General features: G+C 40.1%; 17 protein-coding genes. 7 read left to right on the top strand and 10 right to left on the bottom strand.

All coding sequences use genetic code 11. The features are described 5' to 3' along the window. Positions 1-56: 56 nt before the first annotated feature. From QZ371_RS08085 to QZ371_RS08065, 5 genes are all read right to left on the bottom strand, one after another. Positions 57-491, bottom strand: a complete 435-nt coding sequence (locus tag QZ371_RS08085) for a hypothetical protein (RefSeq protein ID WP_295211572.1) — start codon at positions 489-491, stop codon at positions 57-59. A gap of 245 nt (positions 492-736) precedes the next feature. After that, positions 737-1,984, bottom strand: coding sequence for a leucine-rich repeat protein (locus tag QZ371_RS08080; RefSeq protein WP_295211569.1), 1,248 nt, complete (start codon positions 1,982-1,984; stop codon positions 737-739). A 152-nt stretch (positions 1,985-2,136) separates the two neighbouring features. Then, positions 2,137-4,332, bottom strand: a complete 2,196-nt coding sequence (locus tag QZ371_RS08075) for a stage V sporulation T C-terminal domain-containing protein (protein ID WP_295211566.1) — start codon at positions 4,330-4,332, stop codon at positions 2,137-2,139. 204 nt (positions 4,333-4,536) lie between these two features. Beyond that, positions 4,537-4,743: a hypothetical protein gene (locus tag QZ371_RS08070; protein WP_117956589.1), complete on the bottom strand. Its 207-nt coding sequence runs from the start codon at positions 4,741-4,743 to the stop codon at positions 4,537-4,539. A 617-nt stretch (positions 4,744-5,360) separates the two neighbouring features. Continuing rightward, positions 5,361-6,395, bottom strand: coding sequence for an AAA family ATPase (locus QZ371_RS08065; protein ID WP_295211563.1), 1,035 nt, complete (start codon positions 6,393-6,395; stop codon positions 5,361-5,363). A 616-nt stretch (positions 6,396-7,011) separates the two neighbouring features. Here QZ371_RS08065 and QZ371_RS08060 point away from each other — a divergent pair. Genes QZ371_RS08060 through QZ371_RS08040 form a run of 5 tightly spaced genes read left to right on the top strand, consistent with a single transcriptional unit; the run spans position 7,012 to position 10,970 of the window. Next, positions 7,012-7,455 (top strand): hypothetical protein, encoded by a 444-nt coding sequence (locus QZ371_RS08060; RefSeq protein ID WP_295211560.1) that lies wholly within the window; start codon positions 7,012-7,014, stop codon positions 7,453-7,455. 50 nt (positions 7,456-7,505) lie between these two features. Next, complete coding sequence (locus QZ371_RS08055) at positions 7,506-8,621, top strand: hypothetical protein (protein WP_147338405.1); 1,116 nt, start codon at positions 7,506-7,508, stop codon at positions 8,619-8,621. A gap of 9 nt (positions 8,622-8,630) precedes the next feature. Continuing rightward, entirely contained in the window at positions 8,631-9,470 is an 840-nt protein-coding gene (locus tag QZ371_RS08050; RefSeq protein WP_186492020.1) for a hypothetical protein, read from the top strand. Beyond that, positions 9,463-10,329, top strand: coding sequence for a hypothetical protein (locus QZ371_RS08045; protein ID WP_038671205.1), 867 nt, complete (start codon positions 9,463-9,465; stop codon positions 10,327-10,329). Before QZ371_RS08050 ends, QZ371_RS08045 begins: the two co-directional genes overlap by 8 nt. 2 nt (positions 10,330-10,331) lie before the next feature. Then, positions 10,332-10,970 (top strand): ATP-binding cassette domain-containing protein, encoded by a 639-nt coding sequence (locus QZ371_RS08040; RefSeq protein ID WP_295211551.1) that lies wholly within the window; start codon positions 10,332-10,334, stop codon positions 10,968-10,970. Between the two features lie 363 nt (positions 10,971-11,333). Here QZ371_RS08040 and QZ371_RS08035 read toward each other — a convergent pair whose 3' ends face one another. Together QZ371_RS08035 and QZ371_RS08030 are read right to left on the bottom strand one after the other, a co-directional pair. Continuing rightward, positions 11,334-11,894: a restriction endonuclease subunit S gene (locus tag QZ371_RS08035; RefSeq protein ID WP_295211549.1), complete on the bottom strand. Its 561-nt coding sequence runs from the start codon at positions 11,892-11,894 to the stop codon at positions 11,334-11,336. Beyond that, entirely contained in the window at positions 11,887-14,475 is a 2,589-nt protein-coding gene (locus QZ371_RS08030) for a type I restriction-modification system subunit M (protein WP_295211547.1), read from the bottom strand. The genes QZ371_RS08035 and QZ371_RS08030 overlap by 8 nt, the downstream gene beginning before the upstream one ends. A gap of 323 nt (positions 14,476-14,798) precedes the next feature. Between QZ371_RS08030 and QZ371_RS08025 the strand changes: the two genes are divergently transcribed. Both QZ371_RS08025 and QZ371_RS08020 read left to right on the top strand, forming a co-directional pair. Next, a complete protein-coding gene (locus QZ371_RS08025; protein ID WP_295211544.1) occupies positions 14,799-15,827 on the top strand; it encodes a restriction endonuclease subunit S in 1,029 nt (342 codons plus the stop codon). A gap of 15 nt (positions 15,828-15,842) precedes the next feature. Next, the gene (locus QZ371_RS08020; protein ID WP_295211541.1) at positions 15,843-16,769 is read left to right on the top strand and encodes a site-specific integrase; all 927 of its coding nucleotides are present in this window, start codon (positions 15,843-15,845) and stop codon (positions 16,767-16,769) included. 155 nt (positions 16,770-16,924) lie between these two features. On the opposite strand, the gene QZ371_RS08015 is transcribed toward QZ371_RS08020, so the two are convergent. From QZ371_RS08015 to QZ371_RS08005, 3 genes are all read right to left on the bottom strand, one after another. After that, positions 16,925-17,839: an SEC-C metal-binding domain-containing protein gene (locus tag QZ371_RS08015; protein ID WP_295211539.1), complete on the bottom strand. Its 915-nt coding sequence runs from the start codon at positions 17,837-17,839 to the stop codon at positions 16,925-16,927. 179 nt (positions 17,840-18,018) lie between these two features. Further along, positions 18,019-18,765, bottom strand: a complete 747-nt coding sequence (locus QZ371_RS08010) for a hypothetical protein (protein ID WP_295211536.1) — start codon at positions 18,763-18,765, stop codon at positions 18,019-18,021. Beyond that, positions 18,759-19,709, bottom strand: coding sequence for a hypothetical protein (locus QZ371_RS08005; RefSeq protein ID WP_295211533.1), 951 nt, complete (start codon positions 19,707-19,709; stop codon positions 18,759-18,761). Before QZ371_RS08005 ends, QZ371_RS08010 begins: the two co-directional genes overlap by 7 nt. Between the last annotated feature and the right edge of the window lie 35 nt (positions 19,710-19,744).

Here is a 19,744-nt window from a genome sequence, read left to right as displayed (position 1 = left end):
AATCTCACCGAAAGAAAAAAGCTGATGAGATGTTTTCTCATCAGCTTTTAGTCAGTTTATTTGTACCACAGATTTTCCATAGTGAAAGGATTAGGAGGATTATTTCCCTTCCTCTTTTCAATCTCGTAGTCAATAAACAGTTTATATTTCTCTAATTCCGAAAGATCGGCCTCGGCGACTATTTTTAGTATTGCTTCAGCTCTGGATGAAGCCTCTTCCTCATATTCCTCAGTTGATTTCTGAAGATTAGCATAATGGTTGGCAAACTGTGTTTCAAACTCATCAATGCTGTCAAATTCAAGTTCAGCTTCGTTGTTTTTAACGACATAAATTTTTTCTCCCTTAGCGCCGAACATTCTGTTTTGCATATGCTCATTGCAGTAAGCAATAGCATCGGCGTTGCTGAGCTTTTTTACAAACTCCTGTTCTGTGATCAACGCTAAGTCTTTTGCAATGGTCAGTCTTTCTCTTTTGTCTATGAAATTTTTCATATAAAGTCCCTCCTATTATTTTTCTTAAATTATATCATATTGTTTGATTTTGTCAATGCTCTTTCGGTTTACTCCAAAACCGCGTGCCGAGGGTTCGAATCCTTCTGCCCCTGCCAATTAACCCCGTCAGAGCGTTTGGTGCTTTGGCGGGTGTTTTTTGTATAAAGAATCAACGTCCCACCTGACCGCAAACGCAGACAGGTGGGACGTTTCACATATTCACTTATATTGTCCTGAACTAGCATTTACTTCTTTGTAACAACGCTCTTTACATTTGACCACTCGCCATAATATTTTTTGCCTCCAACAATGGTGTAAGACCTTGTGCGGACGTAATATTTCTTGTTGGCTGACAGTTTTGAGATCGTGGCTTTGTCGGTCTTTTTGTTTTTGATAATGAGCTTTGCGGATTTTTCAAATTTTGAACTTGTGCTGTACTGCACCTCGTAGCCTGTGGCAGAGTCCTTCTGCTTCCAGTCGATGAAAAAGCCCTTTGAACGACCGTTCAGCTTCTGAATTTCCTGCTTGGCGGGGTTGATGGTGAACTCTTTCGTAATGCTGCCGCAGTAGCCGCCCTTGCCCGTGGTCGTCAGCTTTGCCTTGCCGATCTTCTTGTTATTGGAATAGGTCACGATGTAATCTGTGCCGCTTTTGAGAACCTTGTCGCCAAGCTTGACTGTTACCTTTTGGGTGATAGCCTTGCCGGTGTAGGCCTTTGTCTTAATGCCGCTGACCGTTGCTTTGGCGATACTTTCGTGAATGCTGTTGAACTTTATGTCAGCGTTTTTTGCGTAACTTTCAGACGCCGAACCGCCCCTTGCTGTGATGGAAAAACCAGGCTGTAAAATGTCAAATTGGCCGTCATCTGCGGTCATAAATCCCAAAGCGCAACTGCCGATCTTGCTGACGCTGTCGGGAAGCTGCACGCTTGAAAGTTGAACGCAGTTATAAAAAGCCGAACCGCCGATAGTTTTTAAACCCTTGCCGAACTTAACGCTTTTGAGTGATTTACAGCAATAAAATGCCTCTGCTTCGATTTCGGTCACGCTGTCGGGGATAATAACGGCCTCAATGTTCTTATTATTCGCAAATGCGCCCATTGTAACGCCAAGCGGGTGCTTATCGTCCCACTCAGAGTAATCTGCCTCTCGCCTGCTCCAGCCGTCGATCACGGTGACTTTTCTGCCGTCAAATTCCGCAGGAATGTTGACAAATTTGTCGCTGCCTTTATATTCCACAACAGCGCAGGTCTTGTCGTCATCGGGGGAAATGCGGTAAACGAAATCGCCCTCGTAAACGTATGAAGTGCCGTCTTTGTCGGTGATAACTCTTCTCGCAGTCGATGTGTAGGACTGATCTGAACCTGTTGAAAAGTCCTCAGCCGATGCAGCAGTCGGCAGCGCAAATGCTGTGCAAAGTGCAAGAGCAGTCAGCGCAGACAGAGATTTTTTTACAAATTGTTCGTGAGTCTTATGTACGTTAGTTTTTTTCATAGTCAAAGACCTCCTTTTCTTTCTTCATAAATAAATACTTTCATCATTGGAGATCGCAACATATGCGGCCAATTTTGTAGAAAAATACGATTATGAGGCTGCAAAATTGTATAAAATGTAAAAGGCTGCCAATTACGACAGCCTTTCTATTATTATTCGATCTGTTTGCCGAGAAACATCGCTGCGGCCTTGGCAAGCATTGCCTGCTTATCGCTGCAAACGTCGTTTTCGTCTCCTGCCACGAACGCCACCGCACCCGTGATATCGCCGTTTGTGATTATGGGCGACACGGCAAGAGCGTGATTAGAAACGCCCTCAACGGGTCGTAGCTTTTCGCCGCTGGTAAATTCATAATTCTTTCGTGCGTCAAGCAGCTCCTCAAGTGCAGGGGATAGCCTGCGCTGGGAATATTCCTTTTTTGGCGCTCCCGACACTGCCACGACGTGATCTTTATCGAACACCACCGCTGGCGCTCCGCCCAGCTTTGAAATGACCTCCGCCGCCTGCAAAGCGCCCTCGGACATTTCGTTGATAGCGGAATATTTCTTGAAAATGACCTCGCCGTCGGGGTTCGTGTAGATCTCAAGGGGGTCGCCGTTACTGATAACGTTGACACTAAGAACCTTGCCCTTGCTATTTTTTATAACATTGACAAGTTGTCCGGCTGACTTTTTGCTCTCAGTGCCTTTATTAAAATTTTCGGCAGCTCTTTCGCTGACCTCTGCCATTGCTGATACGCTCTCAGGTTCGTCAAGTGTGCCGTATTTCAGCAGGCAGTCAATGTCAGCTTTGAGCTGAATATCTATATGATCTTCATAAACTGTTATTTTGTCGATTATCAGATTTATGTCATTTTTGTCAAGGGTAGGCTTATTCAAAATATTGTCGAAAATTTCAAATACGGTTTTTGCGGTTCGGTTTACTCTTACTATGGCATTGTTTTTATCCACCGCCAGTTGCAACTGGTTTTTCAGTCCCTCTATTCGCAAGGTAAGCTCGTCGATCATTTCGGTGTAGGTTTCTTCAATGATCTCTGTACGCTCAGGGTGACGCATTACATCTCTTGTCTGCTGACGTGTGAGCATTTTCATTTCAGCTTTTGCGTCCTCGATCTGTCCTTTTATCAGCTCCACGACTGACTTGCTGTTATTGCTTGCGTTCTGCTCCTTAGCAATGGAGATTTGCAGACGTTCGATCATATCCTGCGAATTGTCACGGACTTTTTGAATGTACTCTTTTAGCAGCTTATCAAGCATATCGACCCTTGTGTGATGTGATGTACAGCCTTTTGTTCCTCGTCTGTGATATGTTCCGCAGGTATAAGCGGCGGCAATATCGTTTCTGCTCATTGAGAACATTGGTGAACCGCAGTCGCCGCAGTAGAGAAATCCGGAATAAGCATTTTCGTATTTTCTTACGCCACGATAATGAGATGTGGTACGTTTTTTGAGATTCTCCTGTGCCAATGCGAACACCTTGTAATCCACGATAGGCGTGTGGTTGTTTTCGAATACAATGTGGTCAGTTTCGTGTTGCTTGACTTCGTCGCCGTTGATTCTCTTACGGCGGTATTTGCCTTGACGGAGGGTGCCTATATAGAAATCGTTTGACAATATTTCGCTGATAGTCACCAAACTCCACGTTTGTTTTGCCTCACGCTTGCACTCTTCACCGTTCGCCTCTTTTCGCATCTTCTCACACATACGAGGGGTAGGGATATGCTTTTCTGTAAGGTAATTTGCAATTTTTTTATAGCCCCAGCCCTCATTGTACTTTTCAAAAATATCACGCACCACCTGTGCGGCAGGCTCGTCAACATCAAATTTCATTGTTTTGCTGTTGGTCATAACGTAACCATAAGGCACGGCACATATCCATTTGCCTTCTTCCTGACGGCGTTTTATTACTGACTTGACTTTTTTTGAGGTGTCGGTAACGGGCATTTCGTTAATGAGAAATCTAAATTGGATAGCTGTCCAATCGTCATAGGTAGGATAATCAATGTTGTCACCTATTGAGATGATCCTCATACCGGCGTCACGGAGGTCTTCAAGCTCTACAAGACCTTTGCTGTTGCGGCGTGAAAATCTTGAGAAGTCTTTGACGATAAGGATATCATATTCCATTCGCAGCATTTTCTTTCGCAGTTCTTGATACCCTTCACGCTGCTCAAAAGTATATCCCGAACGGTCACGATCTTCGTAAAATTCAAGCGTGCTGTCGGGGAATTTTCGTTTTACAAAGTCAGTTATGATAGCTTTTTGGTTCTCGATAGAGGTGTTGTCCCTGTCCATTTCCTCGTCAACAGAAATTCGACAGTAGCCTGCTATGCTGTATTTTGTGCTCATAACTTTCACCCTTTCTTTGATATAGTGGTACAATGTTGTCACTTTTGATTATGGATCTTACCCTTGCGGATACATACAATGTTGTTAGTTTATATGTTTTATTACAAATAATATTGTATCACATCTTTGCCCAAAAGGCAATAGGCAAAGGATATAAAAATAATGGTGGAGTGTATGTAAAGTGCACCATAGGTGCACTCGCTGTCAGAGAGTAATATTATGGTGGAGAAGATTTTCAGTACATTCGTACAGATCTTTAGAACCTGAGCGGAACACGGCAACTTTAAATTTTTCGCCGCTAAGCTCCTTTATCTTGCACTCAACCAAGTTCATAACTCTCTCATTTTGTTGTTCTGCATTGCTCAGCCAGATCTGAGCGATGCCTGATTTTTCGTTCTTTATTATCTGCAAAAGCAACACTCCTTATTACGATTTTTGCCTTTTTTGTATAGTGTTAATCAGTTTGCACATTTTGCTTTATCGCCTCGTTTCTATATGGTTTTATTGTCCTATGACACCTATTGCAAAGCTCGTATTCACGCCATTTGAGCGTGATTTTTGTAACTTGCGACCCCTAATTTTCTTTGAAAGCCGTATCTTGACCCCATAAAAAATATGCACAAAGACTTTTCTAAAAGTGCGTATTTACGGCACTTTTGCGGCGAGCTTTGCTCGTCCGCTGTGAGTGTTTCGGGGGCTGCGACCCCGAAACTTTAACTTGCAATGAAATATTTAGCTTTGGTGGTTATAGCTCTAGCTGCTTAATTGTGCAAAGTACATAATTGCTCAAATCGTTGAGTTCGACTTGCGTAACCTAACCTTATTTAAAATATCGCTCACAGCGGCTCACAAATCGCTTGTGTGTGGTTTTGGTGAGTTCCTGCTAAACTCATCCGACTGGTTTTTTTAGCCCACAAATCGCCACACGTTCGTTGATTTGGCTTTTGCAGTAGCTTTGAAATGTTGACAGTAAAACTTGCTTTGATTTCTACCGTCACATCTTGTAAAGCAAGGTTTTGCAGGGCTTTTCATACTTTCAAGGTCAGTCTGTTGACAGTAACTTCGCTAGTGTTTTTACTGTCACTGCTGTCACGCTCACGGTCGTAATGAAGAATTATCAGCCTGCCGTTTCTAGTTCGCTTGTACTGAAAATCTATCCCGTACTTTCTGAGTGTGTAGCCGTTCTGAACCAGATCTCTTGTAACTCTATTCGGATAGAATTGTTCTTGCGTGACTTCTTTTAGTTCGCTTACAAGTTTAGACGCAGTACCTGTAAACGAAATGTGCTTTTTTAGATAAACATACAATGCCGCAAGAAAAATGTTGTCCTTATTTTTTGGAGCGGACGGCTCATCGGTAACAACCCACTTTTTCAAATCACTATCGAACTGCAAATTAATTTCTGCGTTTTCAATATCACGTCCTACACAATAAAGTTTTGCATTACGGCTGCCACGTTTTGTTTCGATCAGAACCATACTTCCGTCAACACAACCGCTGATTCCTGTACTTCCTGAGATCATATTAAACGGGTCTGTATCCTTGCATTTTCTTGTATGATGTACAACTATTATTGCGATTTCAAGCTTGTCCGCAAGTGCTTTCAGCACAGAGAGCTCTTTATAATCTGAACCATAGCCTGAATCTGTTGAACCACGAACCATTTGCAGAGTGTCGATAAAAACGATTTTCAAATCACGATGTTCACTCACAAAGCCTTCGATCTGTTCTTCAAGACCGCCTCCTATCGGGTCAGACATAACAGAGAAGTAAAGCATTTCAGTTGGTTCATCGGTCAGCTCATAGAGTCTGTTTTGTATTCTTGCGTAGCTGTCCTCTAAACACAAATACAGAGCAGTTCCTTGTGAAGTTTTTAGGCCTAAAATTTTTTCTCCTTTCGCTATTGACAGGCACATATCCAGTGCCAGCCAAGACTTTCCGACCTTTGGTGCACCTGCTAAGATATACAGACCTTGTGCGATCAAGCCGTCTATAACGAACTCTATTGGCTTGTACACAGTTGTCATTATTTCTTCGCAGGATTTTGAGTTAAATTGTTTCAAGTTATCAGTCCTCCTATTCTGTTTTCAAGTTGCCGTTGTTATATATGTAGTCTATACAAACAAAAAAAGCTCGCACATATTTCAGATTCACGATTTTGCAACAGGATATAATTATCCTGTTGTTTTAAATCGTGCCTGATAATATGTACGAGCTTATAGCTCTAAGTGTTTGATTATGTGTTTTTTATGTATGTGGTAGGCAGATTGTTTTATTTTATAACTTTCATTATATATCATAACATATAACAATTTGTTTGTCAATAGATTGTACTTTTTGGCTATTTCAACTTCCGTGTTGATGTTAACAAGCATTTAACAATCAACTTGTGTAAAATGAAATAATTTAGAACGCAATATTTGTTCAGCTATACAAAAATCTTGTGCATATGAGAGAAATATGCAGAATATAGTGACTTTTGGTGTTATATGTGTTAAAATAATGTATACATAGATAAAAAAGTTTATTGCAAAAAAGAAATGTGGTGATTCCAATGAAGATGTAAATATTTATTATGCACAATTACCCGTTGCAATAATTGTGTGATATGATGAAGTTAAATTAATCTGCAACAAAACTTGAAGAAAATCACACCTATATTATGAAAAAACGTTTAATATGAAAAAGATCGTTAAGAGAATCGCAGCTATGGGTGCTGCTGTTATGATGATGAGTTCTATGGATATTGGGGCTAGTGCATATAATTCCGGAGATACATATTCAAGTGCGACGTGGACAATAAGTGCAAAATACACACAAAGCACTAAATCTATAACCAAGACTCTTAAAGCTGGCAATAAAGTTAAGATCAACAACGGTACAACAAAGAATGTTATTATAACAAGTTGGACTGGGCAAGATGAGGTGCTCTATTCTAATGTTACGTTTAGTTCACCAAATGGCAGCAATAAAGTAACGATAGATAAAAGAGACAATTATGAGTATTTTATAACGATGACATCGTCATATAAACCAACAGCAGAAGTGAAGAATAAAATCACACTCAATAATTATGATGAGGATGATATAAAAGCTTCAGGATACACAAGAACGCCTAAATAATGTGCTATGGCTGCTGCTTGTCGGCAGCCATTTTTATAAAAGGAGCAACGATGAAAGAAATATTTAAGATATTTGTACTTCTTGTGATGATATGTATGTTTACAGCCTGTGCAGCAGGCGGTAAAACCAGTGATACAAAGGATATCAGCATAAAGCTTGAGAGCTTTTCTGATGTAAAAAAAGATATTTTGTCAACTGATACAGAGTATGAAAATATTTCTGTACCGACTGAAACACTTCAAGCCTTGGCAAATGATCTGCCGGAAAAGGCTGAACTCGCTGACCTAAAGCAGGTGAACGATCGTGAGCAGTGTTTCGGTAAAATAAGGCCGCTGTTTATTTCCGACAAGGACTATAAGAAAGAGTATTATCAGGGCTTTGACAGTTCTTTTCCTGCCGGCAACGTTTATGATGACACAACGTACTATTTAAATGTTGCATCAAATGGAGGCATCGGATTTCTTTCTAAAGAATCTGCCTATGACTGTGAAACAATAAAAACAGTTTTTGTAGACAGACCCTATGAAGACGAAGAGTATGTTCTTGGCGGACAGACGTATAAACTCAGTCAGGGCGTTGAGTATGTAGACGGCTTTTTGCAGGCTTTGACCGACAGCGGATTTGGAAATATGAAAATAGCTTACGTTGATGTATTGAAATACGATCAGGAAAATGCTCTGCTTTTTCATATTCAAAGAACCGTCGATGGAATCGCCCTGAACGATTTCTTTTATAGCGACGGGGATTTTGATGAATATCCGTATTTTGGAGCAAAGCTGTATATGACCGCTCCAAACACCGTAGGAGAGTTCTTGGGAGATCATGGCTTTTGCGAGCTTGACGGCTCTGCGGAAAGTGTCGATAAATGCGTTACCTTAGAAAGTGCTTTAGATATATGTGAAAATACACTTGCGGCAAATCATAAATATACAGTCAATAAAATAGACCTCGGATATATGCAGAATGTTGTTAAAGCAAACGGTGAACCATGGAACAAGGATAGCGACGGACAGTTCTATTTTCAAGGTGATACAAAATATAAAACAGAGCTTGGCTGGTTTATATGGCTCGACACCACCACAGACAATGAACGAATGGTATTTGTCAATGCTCTGAATGGAGAAGCTTTGGTACTGTTCAACAATGCAGATGTTTCGGAAAACTGAGGATAGAACATGAATTTCAATAAGTGTCTGAAAACACAGCTTTATAAAATGCTCATCAGCCCTGTGCCTGTAATATGTGCCATTATGATATTTGGCTTGTGCTGTATAACAAATGTTTACACCGATGCAGACGGCGGAAAAGGCTATTCAGTATTGACCATACTGCTTTTGCGTGACCCCACAGAGGCTGTTGAAGAAAATTCTGTCGTTCGTGAAAATATCATTCGTGCAGCTATGAGCAGCTGGCTGATAATGTTTTCGCCTGTTGTATGCGTTCTGCCGTTTGTTAAAAGTGTTTCAGCAGAGAACAGCTCGTTAAAGCGGTTTGAAATGCAACGCAGCGGAAAAATTGCTTTTGCTGCATCAAGACTTGTGTCGGCGGTGCTTACTTCAGCGGCGGTACTTTGTCTGGGATACGGGCTTTTCGTGATATTTACAGTAATTATGTTTCCGTCTGTTATGGATACGAACAGTCATTCAGCTGCGGCAGTGCTTCATTCAATGAGTATAGGCTGCTTTTATTTGAGCCGAATGGCAGGTGCTTTTATAATAGGAGCGTTAAGTGCATTGCCTGCATATATCATCTCTGTTTTCAGCAGAAACAAATATATGATGACTTGCATACCGTTTATGTTCTTTTATTTTTACAACACTCTTATAAACAGACTTTCAAAAGGGTTTTCCGCCAATGTCGGAAAGATCGTCAGCTTATTTTCATTCAACGGGATATTCCGAGCCATAGAAAACGGCATGACTGTGTATGTGATCTTAGCCGCAGCCGTATTGATGATACTTGCGGCGATAATTGGCGTCAGCTTCTTGCAAAGGAGATATGACTGTTGTGAGTAAAACAAGAATAAGGGCGGTATGGGGGACGGCACAAAGTGAATATATCAAATGGATATGCAGTTCAAGAATGTTGATATTTCTATGTGCATTGATATTCATAGATCAATTTGCCGTAAAGCCGTTAGTGGAGATATCAAAACAAACAGGCGTTAAACTTGGTCTGTTTGAGCCGTTTATTGCAATAACCAATTCAGACGTACTGCTGATGATAATGCCCATAGTTTTTATTACGCTTATAGGAGATTTTCCTAAAAACGATGGAAATATGCTGTTTTGCGTGCAGCGCACATGGCGTGTTAATTGGCTGCTTGGGCAAATGCTTTTTCTTGTTATGTCTTCACTTACATTTATGCTTGGAGTTATACTCAGCACGTTTCTTGCGGCGGCAGGTTATTTGCAATGGAGCGAACAATGGTCGGCAACAGTCACAGATTACAGCAGGCTCTTTCCCGAGAACGCCGATAGCGTTGCTGCAAATCTTATTCCTGAAAATCTTTACTACCAATATGTACCGCTGCGGTCGGCAGGCAATTCTGCGGTGCTGATATTTCTGCTGTTGTTGGTGTGCGGTCTTATTATGCTCGTTTTTGCAGAGCTTAGGCAAAAGCTTCTGGGTGTAGGCATAAATGTCTTTTTACTTCTGGCAGGCGGTGCGGCAATATACCTTGAAACGCCGATACGCTGGGCTTTTCCGTGTTGTAATGCCATAGTGAAAACGCATTTTACAAAGTTCTTCAGGCAGCAGATATATGAAATATCTTATTCCTACATATATTTCTTTTCAATCATAGTATCTTTGATCTTGCTGTCATTAGTTTTGCTACGGAAAACTAATTTTCTGACGGCTGGGGAGGAATGATAATGGATATCATAGGAGTTAGCAACGGGTGTCTTACTCTTGGCAAAACGGAGATACTAAAGCATATAAATGTGTCCTTTGATGAGGGCAAGATACACGGACTTATCGGCAGAAACGGCAGCGGAAAGACAATGCTTATGAAGTGCATATGTGGTTTTATCAAGCCCACGAGCGGTGAGATTATCGTTGACGGCAAGCAGGTGGGCAAGGACGTTGACTTTCCGAAAGATATGGGTATCATTATTGAAACACCTGGGTTTATACCGTATTACAGTGGCTACAAAAATCTCAAGCTGCTTGCAGGGCTCAACAACAAGATCGGCAAAGAGGAGATAAAAAGCAGTATGAAACAGGTGGGACTTGATCCTGACCTAAAGCGTCACGTTCGTAAATACAGCCTTGGTATGCGGCAGCGTTTGGGACTTGCACAAGCCATTATGGAAAATCCGAAGATACTTATTCTCGACGAGCCGTTCAACGGTCTTGACAAGGACGGCGTAAAAGAAATGCGTGAGTACCTGCTTTCATACAAGGAGCAGGGCAAGACTATTCTTATATGCTCACACTCTGCGGAGGACATCTCCGTGCTGTGCGATACTGTGCATGAAATGGATAAGGGTGTTATTGAGGGGGTAAGGTGACATAGACTGAATAAGTATGGATTCGTACAAACAGATATCAGGAGCCGATATTGATAGGTTAAAATTAGGACTATTCTAAATAGGATAAGCTGCCACAGTTTTTCTGTAGCAGCTTATTTTTGTTTGTGCTATTTCTTCTTGCGAAGATATCCGTCATCATCATATTTCTTAGCTATGTGCTGTGCAGCTTGCCAAACACCCCATTTGTCTACAGCCTTATTCCAAATTGTCATATATTACAACATGTTTTCTGAAAAAGTTTACATTTATCAACATGGAAGTTGAAATAGCCTACTTTTTTTATAATTATTTTTAAATTACGCTGAAATGGTGCGTAATAATTGGCTTTATTTACATTGGGTTTTACATACGCTGATGAAGGGTGATAAGGCGGTCGAGGCAATCTAAATAGTCACCGATTTTTCTTTGTTCCTCTACTGAAGGAACAGGTATTTCAATTTTAAGAAAATCCGACTCGTGTATTCGCCATTGCCCATAGATAACGCCTTGACGCCATTTGACCATAGCATTTATAAAATCTTTTCTGACCAACCTTCTTCCCAAAAAATCAGAATCGGCTTTACCAGTAGGCTCAAAAATACTATAAACAGGTGAAATGCAGGCTTTTCCGTACTTATTTAGACCTATTGAGCCAGTTTCAAGATTGTTAGAGCTATATATGAAATCCCCAATTTCTGTTTTCTTATAAAGTTTATTCACTGTATCTGTAACTAAGGCACTCCGATCGTAACGTTCACCTTTTGGGGCTACACCCTCATTGGCTATAAATGCCATAAGTGGATACTCATCGCTCATCGGTGCTTGTTGGTTACGCTCTACAAGTAATTCACCCAGCTCACGCTGTTCCCAAGTATCAGTAAAACCCGAAAATCTTACCTGAGGTATGACTTTTTCTTTAGTCATTTTGCACACCTCCCAACAGTTTCTTGAACTCACCAAGACCTTTCATATCAAATTCATTTCCGCACAGATCGTCAATCATAGAACACAGCTCTTTTTCCGTTTCTGATATCTCAGTTTCAATGTCAAAATATGTGTTATCATATTTTTTAGCAAGAGCCGTGATCTTAGAAACAAGGCCGTTAACGATCGTCGAAGGGATAGAATAAAGGTTATCGACAAGGCTCTTTATCCATTTTATCTCAAGCAGTGTTTTGACCTCCTCGTCAGAAAGCCCCTCGATAGTGGTTTTGGTTTTTGCGTGAAGTTCCGCAGTTTCGGTCTTTATCTGCGATTTCAACGCCTTTTCTTCTTTAGAAAAAGCCTCGACCTTTGAAAGCTTTTCAATCAGTGCAAGAGTTTCATCTGACTTAGGTTCGCTCTTCAAAGCCTTTATCTTTTTAGAAATTTCCTTGATGATAAATGCACTATTGTCCTCAGTCAGCTGTTCTTTGCAGGTCTCTTTTTCATCTTCCGTCATATCCTCAATAATTTGTTCATACTCTGACGGGATCTCAGCAAGGCAGCGTTCCTTGGCTTTAAGAGCGTTATACTCCTCGCACAATAGTGTTGTCTGAACAAGTTCAAAAGGAATAACGTGTCCTACCCAACCTTCTTGCGTTTCCTGTTCCTTGCCGTCTTTTTTCTTCATCACAATGTTCGGGTCAACATTTCTGGTTGCCTCAAAGCCCTCTGTTTGGATTATTTCAAGGTCTACGGCTATCTTTCCCCATTCATCATCAAGAAGCTGATAAGCCTCATACTTATCGACCAACTGAATGTCTGCCAACCGTGAAAAGATATTCTCGCTTATTGCGGTTTCCTCTTTTGATACCTCAACAGTCTCAGCATTTTCAATAAGCTCTTTACGCAGATGATCTTCAAATCCGTTAAATGCCTGCTCATATGCCTGCTCAAATTTTATTACATCGTTGCTCTTGCAAATTGCTGATTTAATATCATCGCAGGCAAGCTGAAGATATGGTGTATCGCTCGTCTTGAACAATTCTTCTCTTAAATTCGGAAAAGCGTTCCAATATTCCGCAAGACCATCAACTTCATTCACAGGGATACCGCCAAACATAGAGGCGTAAATATCCCAAGTCTCCGCACTTTCAGAAGAGTCAACATATCTTGGAATATTGAGATTGTAATCATTTTGTCTTATCTCCTCACGAGAAACGACCTTTGAGAACTTCGGTACGCTTATTCTTGAAGACACCGTATCAACAATACGTTTGATGTCAGACGCTCTAAGCTTATTGTTCTTGCCGTCTTTCACAAATCCTTTGGAGGCGTCTATAATAAGCACGTCGTTATTATCACGCATTTGTTTCAGTATCATAATAATTGTCGGTATTCCAGTTCCAAAAAATATATTTGCCGGAAGTCCGATAATAGTGTCAATATGATTATTCTCAATCAAATTTTTTCTGATTATGCCTTCCTCTCCGCCTCTGAACAGCACCCCGTGAGGAAGAACGATAGTCATAATACCCTCAGGACGAATATGATAAAGATCGTGCAGCAAGAACGCATATTCGGCTTTACCCTTTGGGGCTAGACCAAACCTTGCATAACGAGGGTCTGCCTCTTTCCCTGACGGATCCCAAGGCTGTGAATAAGGCGGATTTGAGACGACTGCATCTACATAAAGAGGCTCGTAAGTTTCCGACGGATTGCTGTCATCAAAATACGGCCAGTCCTCCTCTAATGTATCACCACAGCGTGTTGTGATGTTTGACGGTTTGATTCCTCTCATAACAAGATTCATACGAGTGAGATTGTATGTATTTTCCTTGAGTTCCTGTGCGTAATATTTGATATTATCAGAATTTGTAACATACTTTGAAACGCTCTTGCCAATGTTTATCAGCAGCGAACCAGAACCACTTGTCGGGTCATAGATCTTTATTTCGTCTTTTCCCTTGAGATGCTCAGCAACTATTTCAGACATAAGCACAGACACTTCGTGAGGCGTATAGAACTCGCCTGCCTTTTTGCCCGCATTTGAGGCGAACTTTTCGATCAAATATTCATAAACAAAACCAAGAACATCATAGTCCTGTTTTCCGTCCATAGGAATATCTTTGATAAGCTGTAAAAGCCCGCTGATAGCCTTAGTTCTTGCACCAGAAGTATCTCCAAGCTTTGAAAGACCCGTTTCAAGAGTATCAAATACTTTATCAAAAACCTTTTTGTGAGTGCTTGAAATTAGTCTGCTAAATGCAGAAAGAGCGGTAGTAACATTGTCTACGCTAAAGTCCTTGCCCATATCGAGCCACGTTGAAAAAAGGTCATTATAGCCAATAAAATATCCAATATTCTTTTGAACGTACTCGACCGTTTCCTCATCTTCCTCGGTGACGGTTTTGAGCAATTCATCATCATACCCCTCGTCTTTCAAGAATTTTACTTCCTTATCGGACAGGTACTTGTAAAAAATGAAACCTAAAATATAGTCTTTATATTCATTTGCCTCTATTTTTGAACGCATTTTATTAGCGGATTCCCAAATTTTATTTGCCAGCTGTTGTTTGTTCATATATAACTTATCCTAAATATTCTTGCTTGATTATGACTTACACTTGAAACCTGTGTAAACTCCCGCAAGGAATATTATACTACAATTTGTACAAAATTTCAATACTACACAGCTAAAAATCTAAAAAATAAACAAGAATTTTGAAATATACACTATGTTAGTCTATATTTACTTTTAAACATACTTGGGAACAGCGTGAGTTTAAAAACATTACTTTTCCATCTGGCATAAAGAATAAAGAAAACTTACCATATGAAAGTTATTCTGTAACGAATGAGAGTGGATTTATACCTCAGAATGAGCAGTTTGAAAATGGTGGAACAATGGCAACGGCAGATAAAACGATGTATTATATCGTTACCCCAAGTTCATTTGCATATAATCCAGCAAGAATAAATGTAGGTTCAATAGGATATTACAATGGCTCGGAAAATGTCATAGTTTCGTCACTTTATGAGGTTTTTCAAACAACAGATGAAATAAATGATAGATTCTTATGGCATTGGTTTAAAAATGAAAAATTTCAGAAATTGATTGAGCAGTATCAAGAAGGTGGAGTAAGGCTTTATTTTTATTATGACAAATTATGTATGGGTTCAATCTCTACTCCAAAAGTTGAGGAACAAAGAAGGATTGGTGCTTATTTTGATGACCTCGACCGCCTTATCACCCTTCATCAGCGTAAGTATGACAAATTGACCAAAGTCAAAAAGGCTATGCTTGAAAAAATGTTTCCGGAAAATGGCAGCCTATATCCCGAGATTCGTTTTAAGGGATTTACTGACGCTTGGGAACAGCGTAAGCTGTCTGATACACTGAATTCTCTCTCAAATAACACACTTTCAAGAGCAGAATTAAGCGAGGATACAGGCACTTATAAGAATGTTCATTACGGTGATGTTCTTGTAAAATTTGGTGAGTATATTGATGCACAGAGTACCGATCTTCCATACATTGCCGATGATGAAAAAGCGAAGAAATTTGAATCATCAAAATTGCAGGATGGAGATATAATTATTGCCGATACCGCAGAAGATGAAGCTGTCGGAAAGTGCGTAGAAATAGGCAATATCGGGGATTTGAGCATTGTATCAGGTCTGCATACAATCCCTTGCAGGTCAAAGGTGAAATTTGCTCCTGCATATCTTGGGTTTTACCTAAATTCGTCATCGTATCATGATCAATTGATACCGCTTATGCAGGGAATAAAAGTAACATCTATTTCAAAATCTGCTATCTCTGATACGCTGATTTCAGCACCAACAGATTTAAGTGAACAAGGTAAAATTGGTCAGTTCTTCTCCCAACTCGACACCCTTATCACCCTTCATCAGCGTAAGCCGTTTTGTTGAAATGGAGGTAATGTGATGTTAAATAACATTAAACATACAGACTTGTTCTGTGATTACTATGAAAGGTGGGTTGCAGTATATAAAGAAGGAGCAATTAGAAAGGTTACATTGGATAAATACAAAATGACAATATCCTGGCTGAAAAGGCTTGTGCCTGAACTTGTTTTGCGTGATCTAAACAGAATTGCTTATCAGCAGCTGCTTAATGATTATGCGCGGTATCACGAAAGACAAACAACAATGGACTTTCATCATCAGCTTAAAGGAGCGATACTTGATGCGGTTGATGAAGGGCTTATTGAGCGTGATCCAACGAGAAAAGCAATAATAAAAGGTAAAACGCCGTCGGTCAAGAAAATCAAGTATCTTAATCAGTTTGAACTGCACACGCTGCTGACTTCGCTTGATCTTAAGTCCGGAGTGAACTGGGATTGGTTTATTCTTTTGGCAGCAAAAACAGGTATGCGCTTTTCTGAAGCACTTGCACTTACGCCTCGTGATTTTGATTTTTCCCACCAAATGCTTTCTATAAGCAAAACCTGGGACTATAAAGGCAACAGCGGTTTTCTTCCAACAAAGAACAATTCATCTGTAAGAAAGATACAAATAGATTGGCAAACTGTCATTCAATTTGCTGAATTGGTAAAGGGGCTGCCTGAGGACAAACCAATATTCGTAAAAGGCAAAGTCTATAACTCCACTGTAAATGATATACTCAGCCGTCATTGCAAAAGGTTGAATCTGTCTGAAATATCTATTCACGGTTTAAGACATACTCACGCATCGCTGCTGCTGTTCGCAGGAGTGTCTATTGCCAGTGTTGCTCGCAGGCTTGGTCACGCCAGTATGACGACAACACAAAAAACATATCTGCATATCATTCAGGAACTTGAAAATCAAGACGTTGATCTGGTAATGCGTTCTTTATCGGGACTAAGTTAATTATATAAACGTAAATTACGGCTTGCGTTGATGAAGGGTGATAAGGCGAGAAACAGTTTTAGAATACAAAAGCCATAGTAAATATAAAAAATACAACAAACCGCCGCGGGTCACATAGATTTGTGACCCGCGGCGGCTTTGCATAAAAAAATATTTTATTTCCCACAGCATTTTTTATACTTTTTTCCGCTGCCGCAAGGGCAGGGATCGTTTCTGCCGACTTTTTTCGGAGTTGTATTCTTACCCTCGATTTGAGAAAGCTGACGGAGCATATCCATTTTGAACTTCTCGGGCAGTTCGCTCATAAGGATACCTTTTCTGTATTCTTCAATATCTGCCTCTCCGCTTTTAAATGCCGCAGTTATATTTGGCCCAAAGGAAATGCTGTTGATAACTTTTTGACCGCCACGATTTGCCGATAACTCGAGGGGAGTAAAGCCTCTGTTTTGCGGCATTCGAGTATTGTTGCTCAAATCGGTGAACAGTTTGATAAAATCTTCAAGCTGACTTTTTGTCATTAGGATATTCTTTCTATCGAGCATTTTAGATACTGCGTCAAAAGGTTTGTCATCACAGGTTATTATCAGTATAAAATCGGAAATTGTATAGTTGATCTCATCTTCGGACATTTTTAGTCTTGTGCGTAAAAAGTTCGTCATTGCTCTTACATACGTAGTATCGGCAATGTACATTTCCTCTTTGTATTTAAGAAGTTCCTGTTTTGGAAGAATTTTAAGAGGTTTACCTGCCTGATGATCGGCCATATTATAATAATCTTCATAATCAATATCAACCAAGCAGGAATGAACTATCTCTCGGTCGATAGGCTTTTCCTTAGGTGCGTTAAGATACAGTTCGTCTTTAGCAAGAATGTAGTAAAAATGATCTTCGTGGCGTGCTATCTCAGAAAATGCAATGAACTCGTCCAAGGTTATCAAGCCTTTATTTTGCCTGCTGATTATTTTGTAAGCGTCTTTTAGCGGCAACAACTGATATAAATTGGCAAAAGCTTCAAAGTAATCATAAAGGAGCGACATTGTTTCCTGCGGCAGGGCAAGCTTTTTATTCATCCTTGCTATTGTACTTTCAGCGTATACTCTAGGGAATCTACTCATTGTGATCTTACCTCGATATTTTTATACTTTACTTGATTATACATTAGATCAGAATGTTAGTCAAGTGGAGCGGTAAAAATCTATTTTTTTGACATTGTCGGCGATGAACCATATAACAATTCAGCAACACTCTATCATCCAAAAATCCTATGTAACACCCCTATCACATCATCATTTTTTAACCCATAGCTTTTCAATGAATTGCTGTCAAATGGTTCTTGCTCTAGCGTGCCGATAAAAGCGTCAATATCTGCTTTTACTGTTGCAGGTAATTCTGATATGCTTTCAAGTACAAGTTCAGCAGTTATTCTCAAAATGTCCTTTTTGTGTTTCTTGATATCGCTGGAATCAACAGATTCTCCATTATCTTTTCTTTGTTTTAAGTCAAGATATGCCTTTGCTTTAAACAAAATAAGATACTCGGGACGGAGAACGGATAAACCATTTCGCACAACTCTTCCGTCCATCAAGGCTTTGTAATACTCATCATCAAGCAGTATTGCTGATAGGCTTGAAACAAAATCATCTATGTGAATCGGCGTTATCCCTGTCATCTCACGGAGTTCAAAATCATTCCTGCAAAAAAGTTCTATCATTTTCGGATATGTGTCATCTTCAGGTTTATCAAATCTGTAAAACTGCGGCTTTTGACCGTTCGTGACCTTGTTTCTGTATCTGCCGATCTCAATAAACTCCCAAAGCTTTTCTCCAAATTCAGGCGTGAGAGCCTCAACGATAAGAACCATATCCAGATCTCTTGTCGCCCTAAAAGATACGTCATTGCTTTCAAACACAATATCACAGGCAGCACCGCCTATAAGAACATACTGTTCTTTATATCCAGCAAAATGATTTCTGAAAGTGTCTAATCCTTTTACCACACATATTCCTCCAACATTTCATTTATAGATATCATTACTCTTTCGTCCTGCATTTCTTCATCGGTCAATGATAAAGCTACGCTCAAGGGGTCTTGTATCGACTTCTGCCCATAGTCAATGAAATAGCCAAGCTCAAGAACAATACAGCCAATTTCTTCTCCTCTGCGGATTTGTTTAAGCTTTTTTATTTCTGTGTCAGCCAGCTCTTTTTTCATCACCCCATAGGTAGGAAAGTCATTATCTGACAACAATGAATACTCACACAAAGCAGTAAAGCCGGCCTTTTTCTCCAAGTGAATGTCGCTTGGAAAAGCATATCTTCTGATAACAGGTTTTCTCAAAATATGCTGTATCTGTTCCCACAAATGCTTTATATCAGTCGGTATTGTAATAGCTCTTGATTTGCCTTTTGTGTCAAGGATATTCACATTCAGGTACTCTATTTCATCAAAGCATCTGCTTGCTGACGTTTTTGATACGCCCAGTTTTTCGGCAACTGTCGATACTGTTACTTTATCCCACTTTTCATATATCGCAGTAAGTATCAGCTTTTGCGTCAGAAATGAAATAAGCTCGACAGGTGCGATATCACGTTCGCCCGAATTTGAAAGCAGACAGCCAATGAACGGCAAATATATTTGCTTGTCTTTCAGCACAAAGGGGATACCGTCCTCTATAAGTTTTTCCTTTATATAAGGGGTGGTGGATCTAAGAAATATGGCACAGTTCAGTCCTGAAATATTCTGTACTTTAGCCCTGTCCTTTCGGAGAGCAACAAGTCCGATATCGTTCTTTGGTTGAATTGCAAGCCAGCCCATTCCGTTGGTTTCGACATTTAAGATATCATATCGTCCCTTAAAAGCCAGCGGCAGTTTATCATACAGGTCTTTATTTTCTTTGATCGTAACTATTTGTCTTAAAGTTTTTTCTAAGTATTCTTTCATATGCTCACCTTTTTACATTTGTAACGTATTTTAAG

This window comes from Ruminococcus sp. (assembly GCF_019423705.1).
Taxonomy (GTDB): domain Bacteria; phylum Bacillota; class Clostridia; order Oscillospirales; family Ruminococcaceae; genus Hominimerdicola.
This window is presented reverse-complemented; position numbering and strand designations above follow the sequence as displayed.

What these genes read in the sequence shown, in the direction of transcription:
- QZ371_RS08055 (WP_147338405.1), top strand. Translation starts at nt 7,506, where the DNA reads ATGAAAGAAATATTTAAGATATTTGTACTTCTTGTGATGATATGTATG.
- QZ371_RS08040 (WP_295211551.1), top strand. Translation starts at nt 10,332, where the DNA reads ATGGATATCATAGGAGTTAGCAACGGGTGTCTTACTCTTGGCAAAACG.
- QZ371_RS08075 (WP_295211566.1), bottom strand. Translation starts at nt 4,332, where the DNA reads ATGAGCACAAAATACAGCATAGCAGGCTACTGTCGAATTTCTGTTGAC.
- QZ371_RS08085 (WP_295211572.1), bottom strand. Translation starts at nt 491, where the DNA reads ATGAAAAATTTCATAGACAAAAGAGAAAGACTGACCATTGCAAAAGAC.
- QZ371_RS08035 (WP_295211549.1), bottom strand. Translation starts at nt 11,894, where the DNA reads ATGACTAAAGAAAAAGTCATACCTCAGGTAAGATTTTCGGGTTTTACT.
- QZ371_RS08050 (WP_186492020.1), top strand. Translation starts at nt 8,631, where the DNA reads ATGAATTTCAATAAGTGTCTGAAAACACAGCTTTATAAAATGCTCATC.
- QZ371_RS08080 (WP_295211569.1), bottom strand. Translation starts at nt 1,984, where the DNA reads ATGAAAAAAACTAACGTACATAAGACTCACGAACAATTTGTAAAAAAA.
- QZ371_RS08020 (WP_295211541.1), top strand. Translation starts at nt 15,843, where the DNA reads ATGTTAAATAACATTAAACATACAGACTTGTTCTGTGATTACTATGAA.
- QZ371_RS08005 (WP_295211533.1), bottom strand. Translation starts at nt 19,709, where the DNA reads ATGAAAGAATACTTAGAAAAAACTTTAAGACAAATAGTTACGATCAAA.
- QZ371_RS08015 (WP_295211539.1), bottom strand. Translation starts at nt 17,839, where the DNA reads ATGAATAAAAAGCTTGCCCTGCCGCAGGAAACAATGTCGCTCCTTTAT.
- QZ371_RS08025 (WP_295211544.1), top strand. Translation starts at nt 14,799, where the DNA reads ATGGCAACGGCAGATAAAACGATGTATTATATCGTTACCCCAAGTTCA.
- QZ371_RS08030 (WP_295211547.1), bottom strand. Translation starts at nt 14,475, where the DNA reads ATGAACAAACAACAGCTGGCAAATAAAATTTGGGAATCCGCTAATAAA.
- QZ371_RS08060 (WP_295211560.1), top strand. Translation starts at nt 7,012, where the DNA reads ATGAAAAAGATCGTTAAGAGAATCGCAGCTATGGGTGCTGCTGTTATG.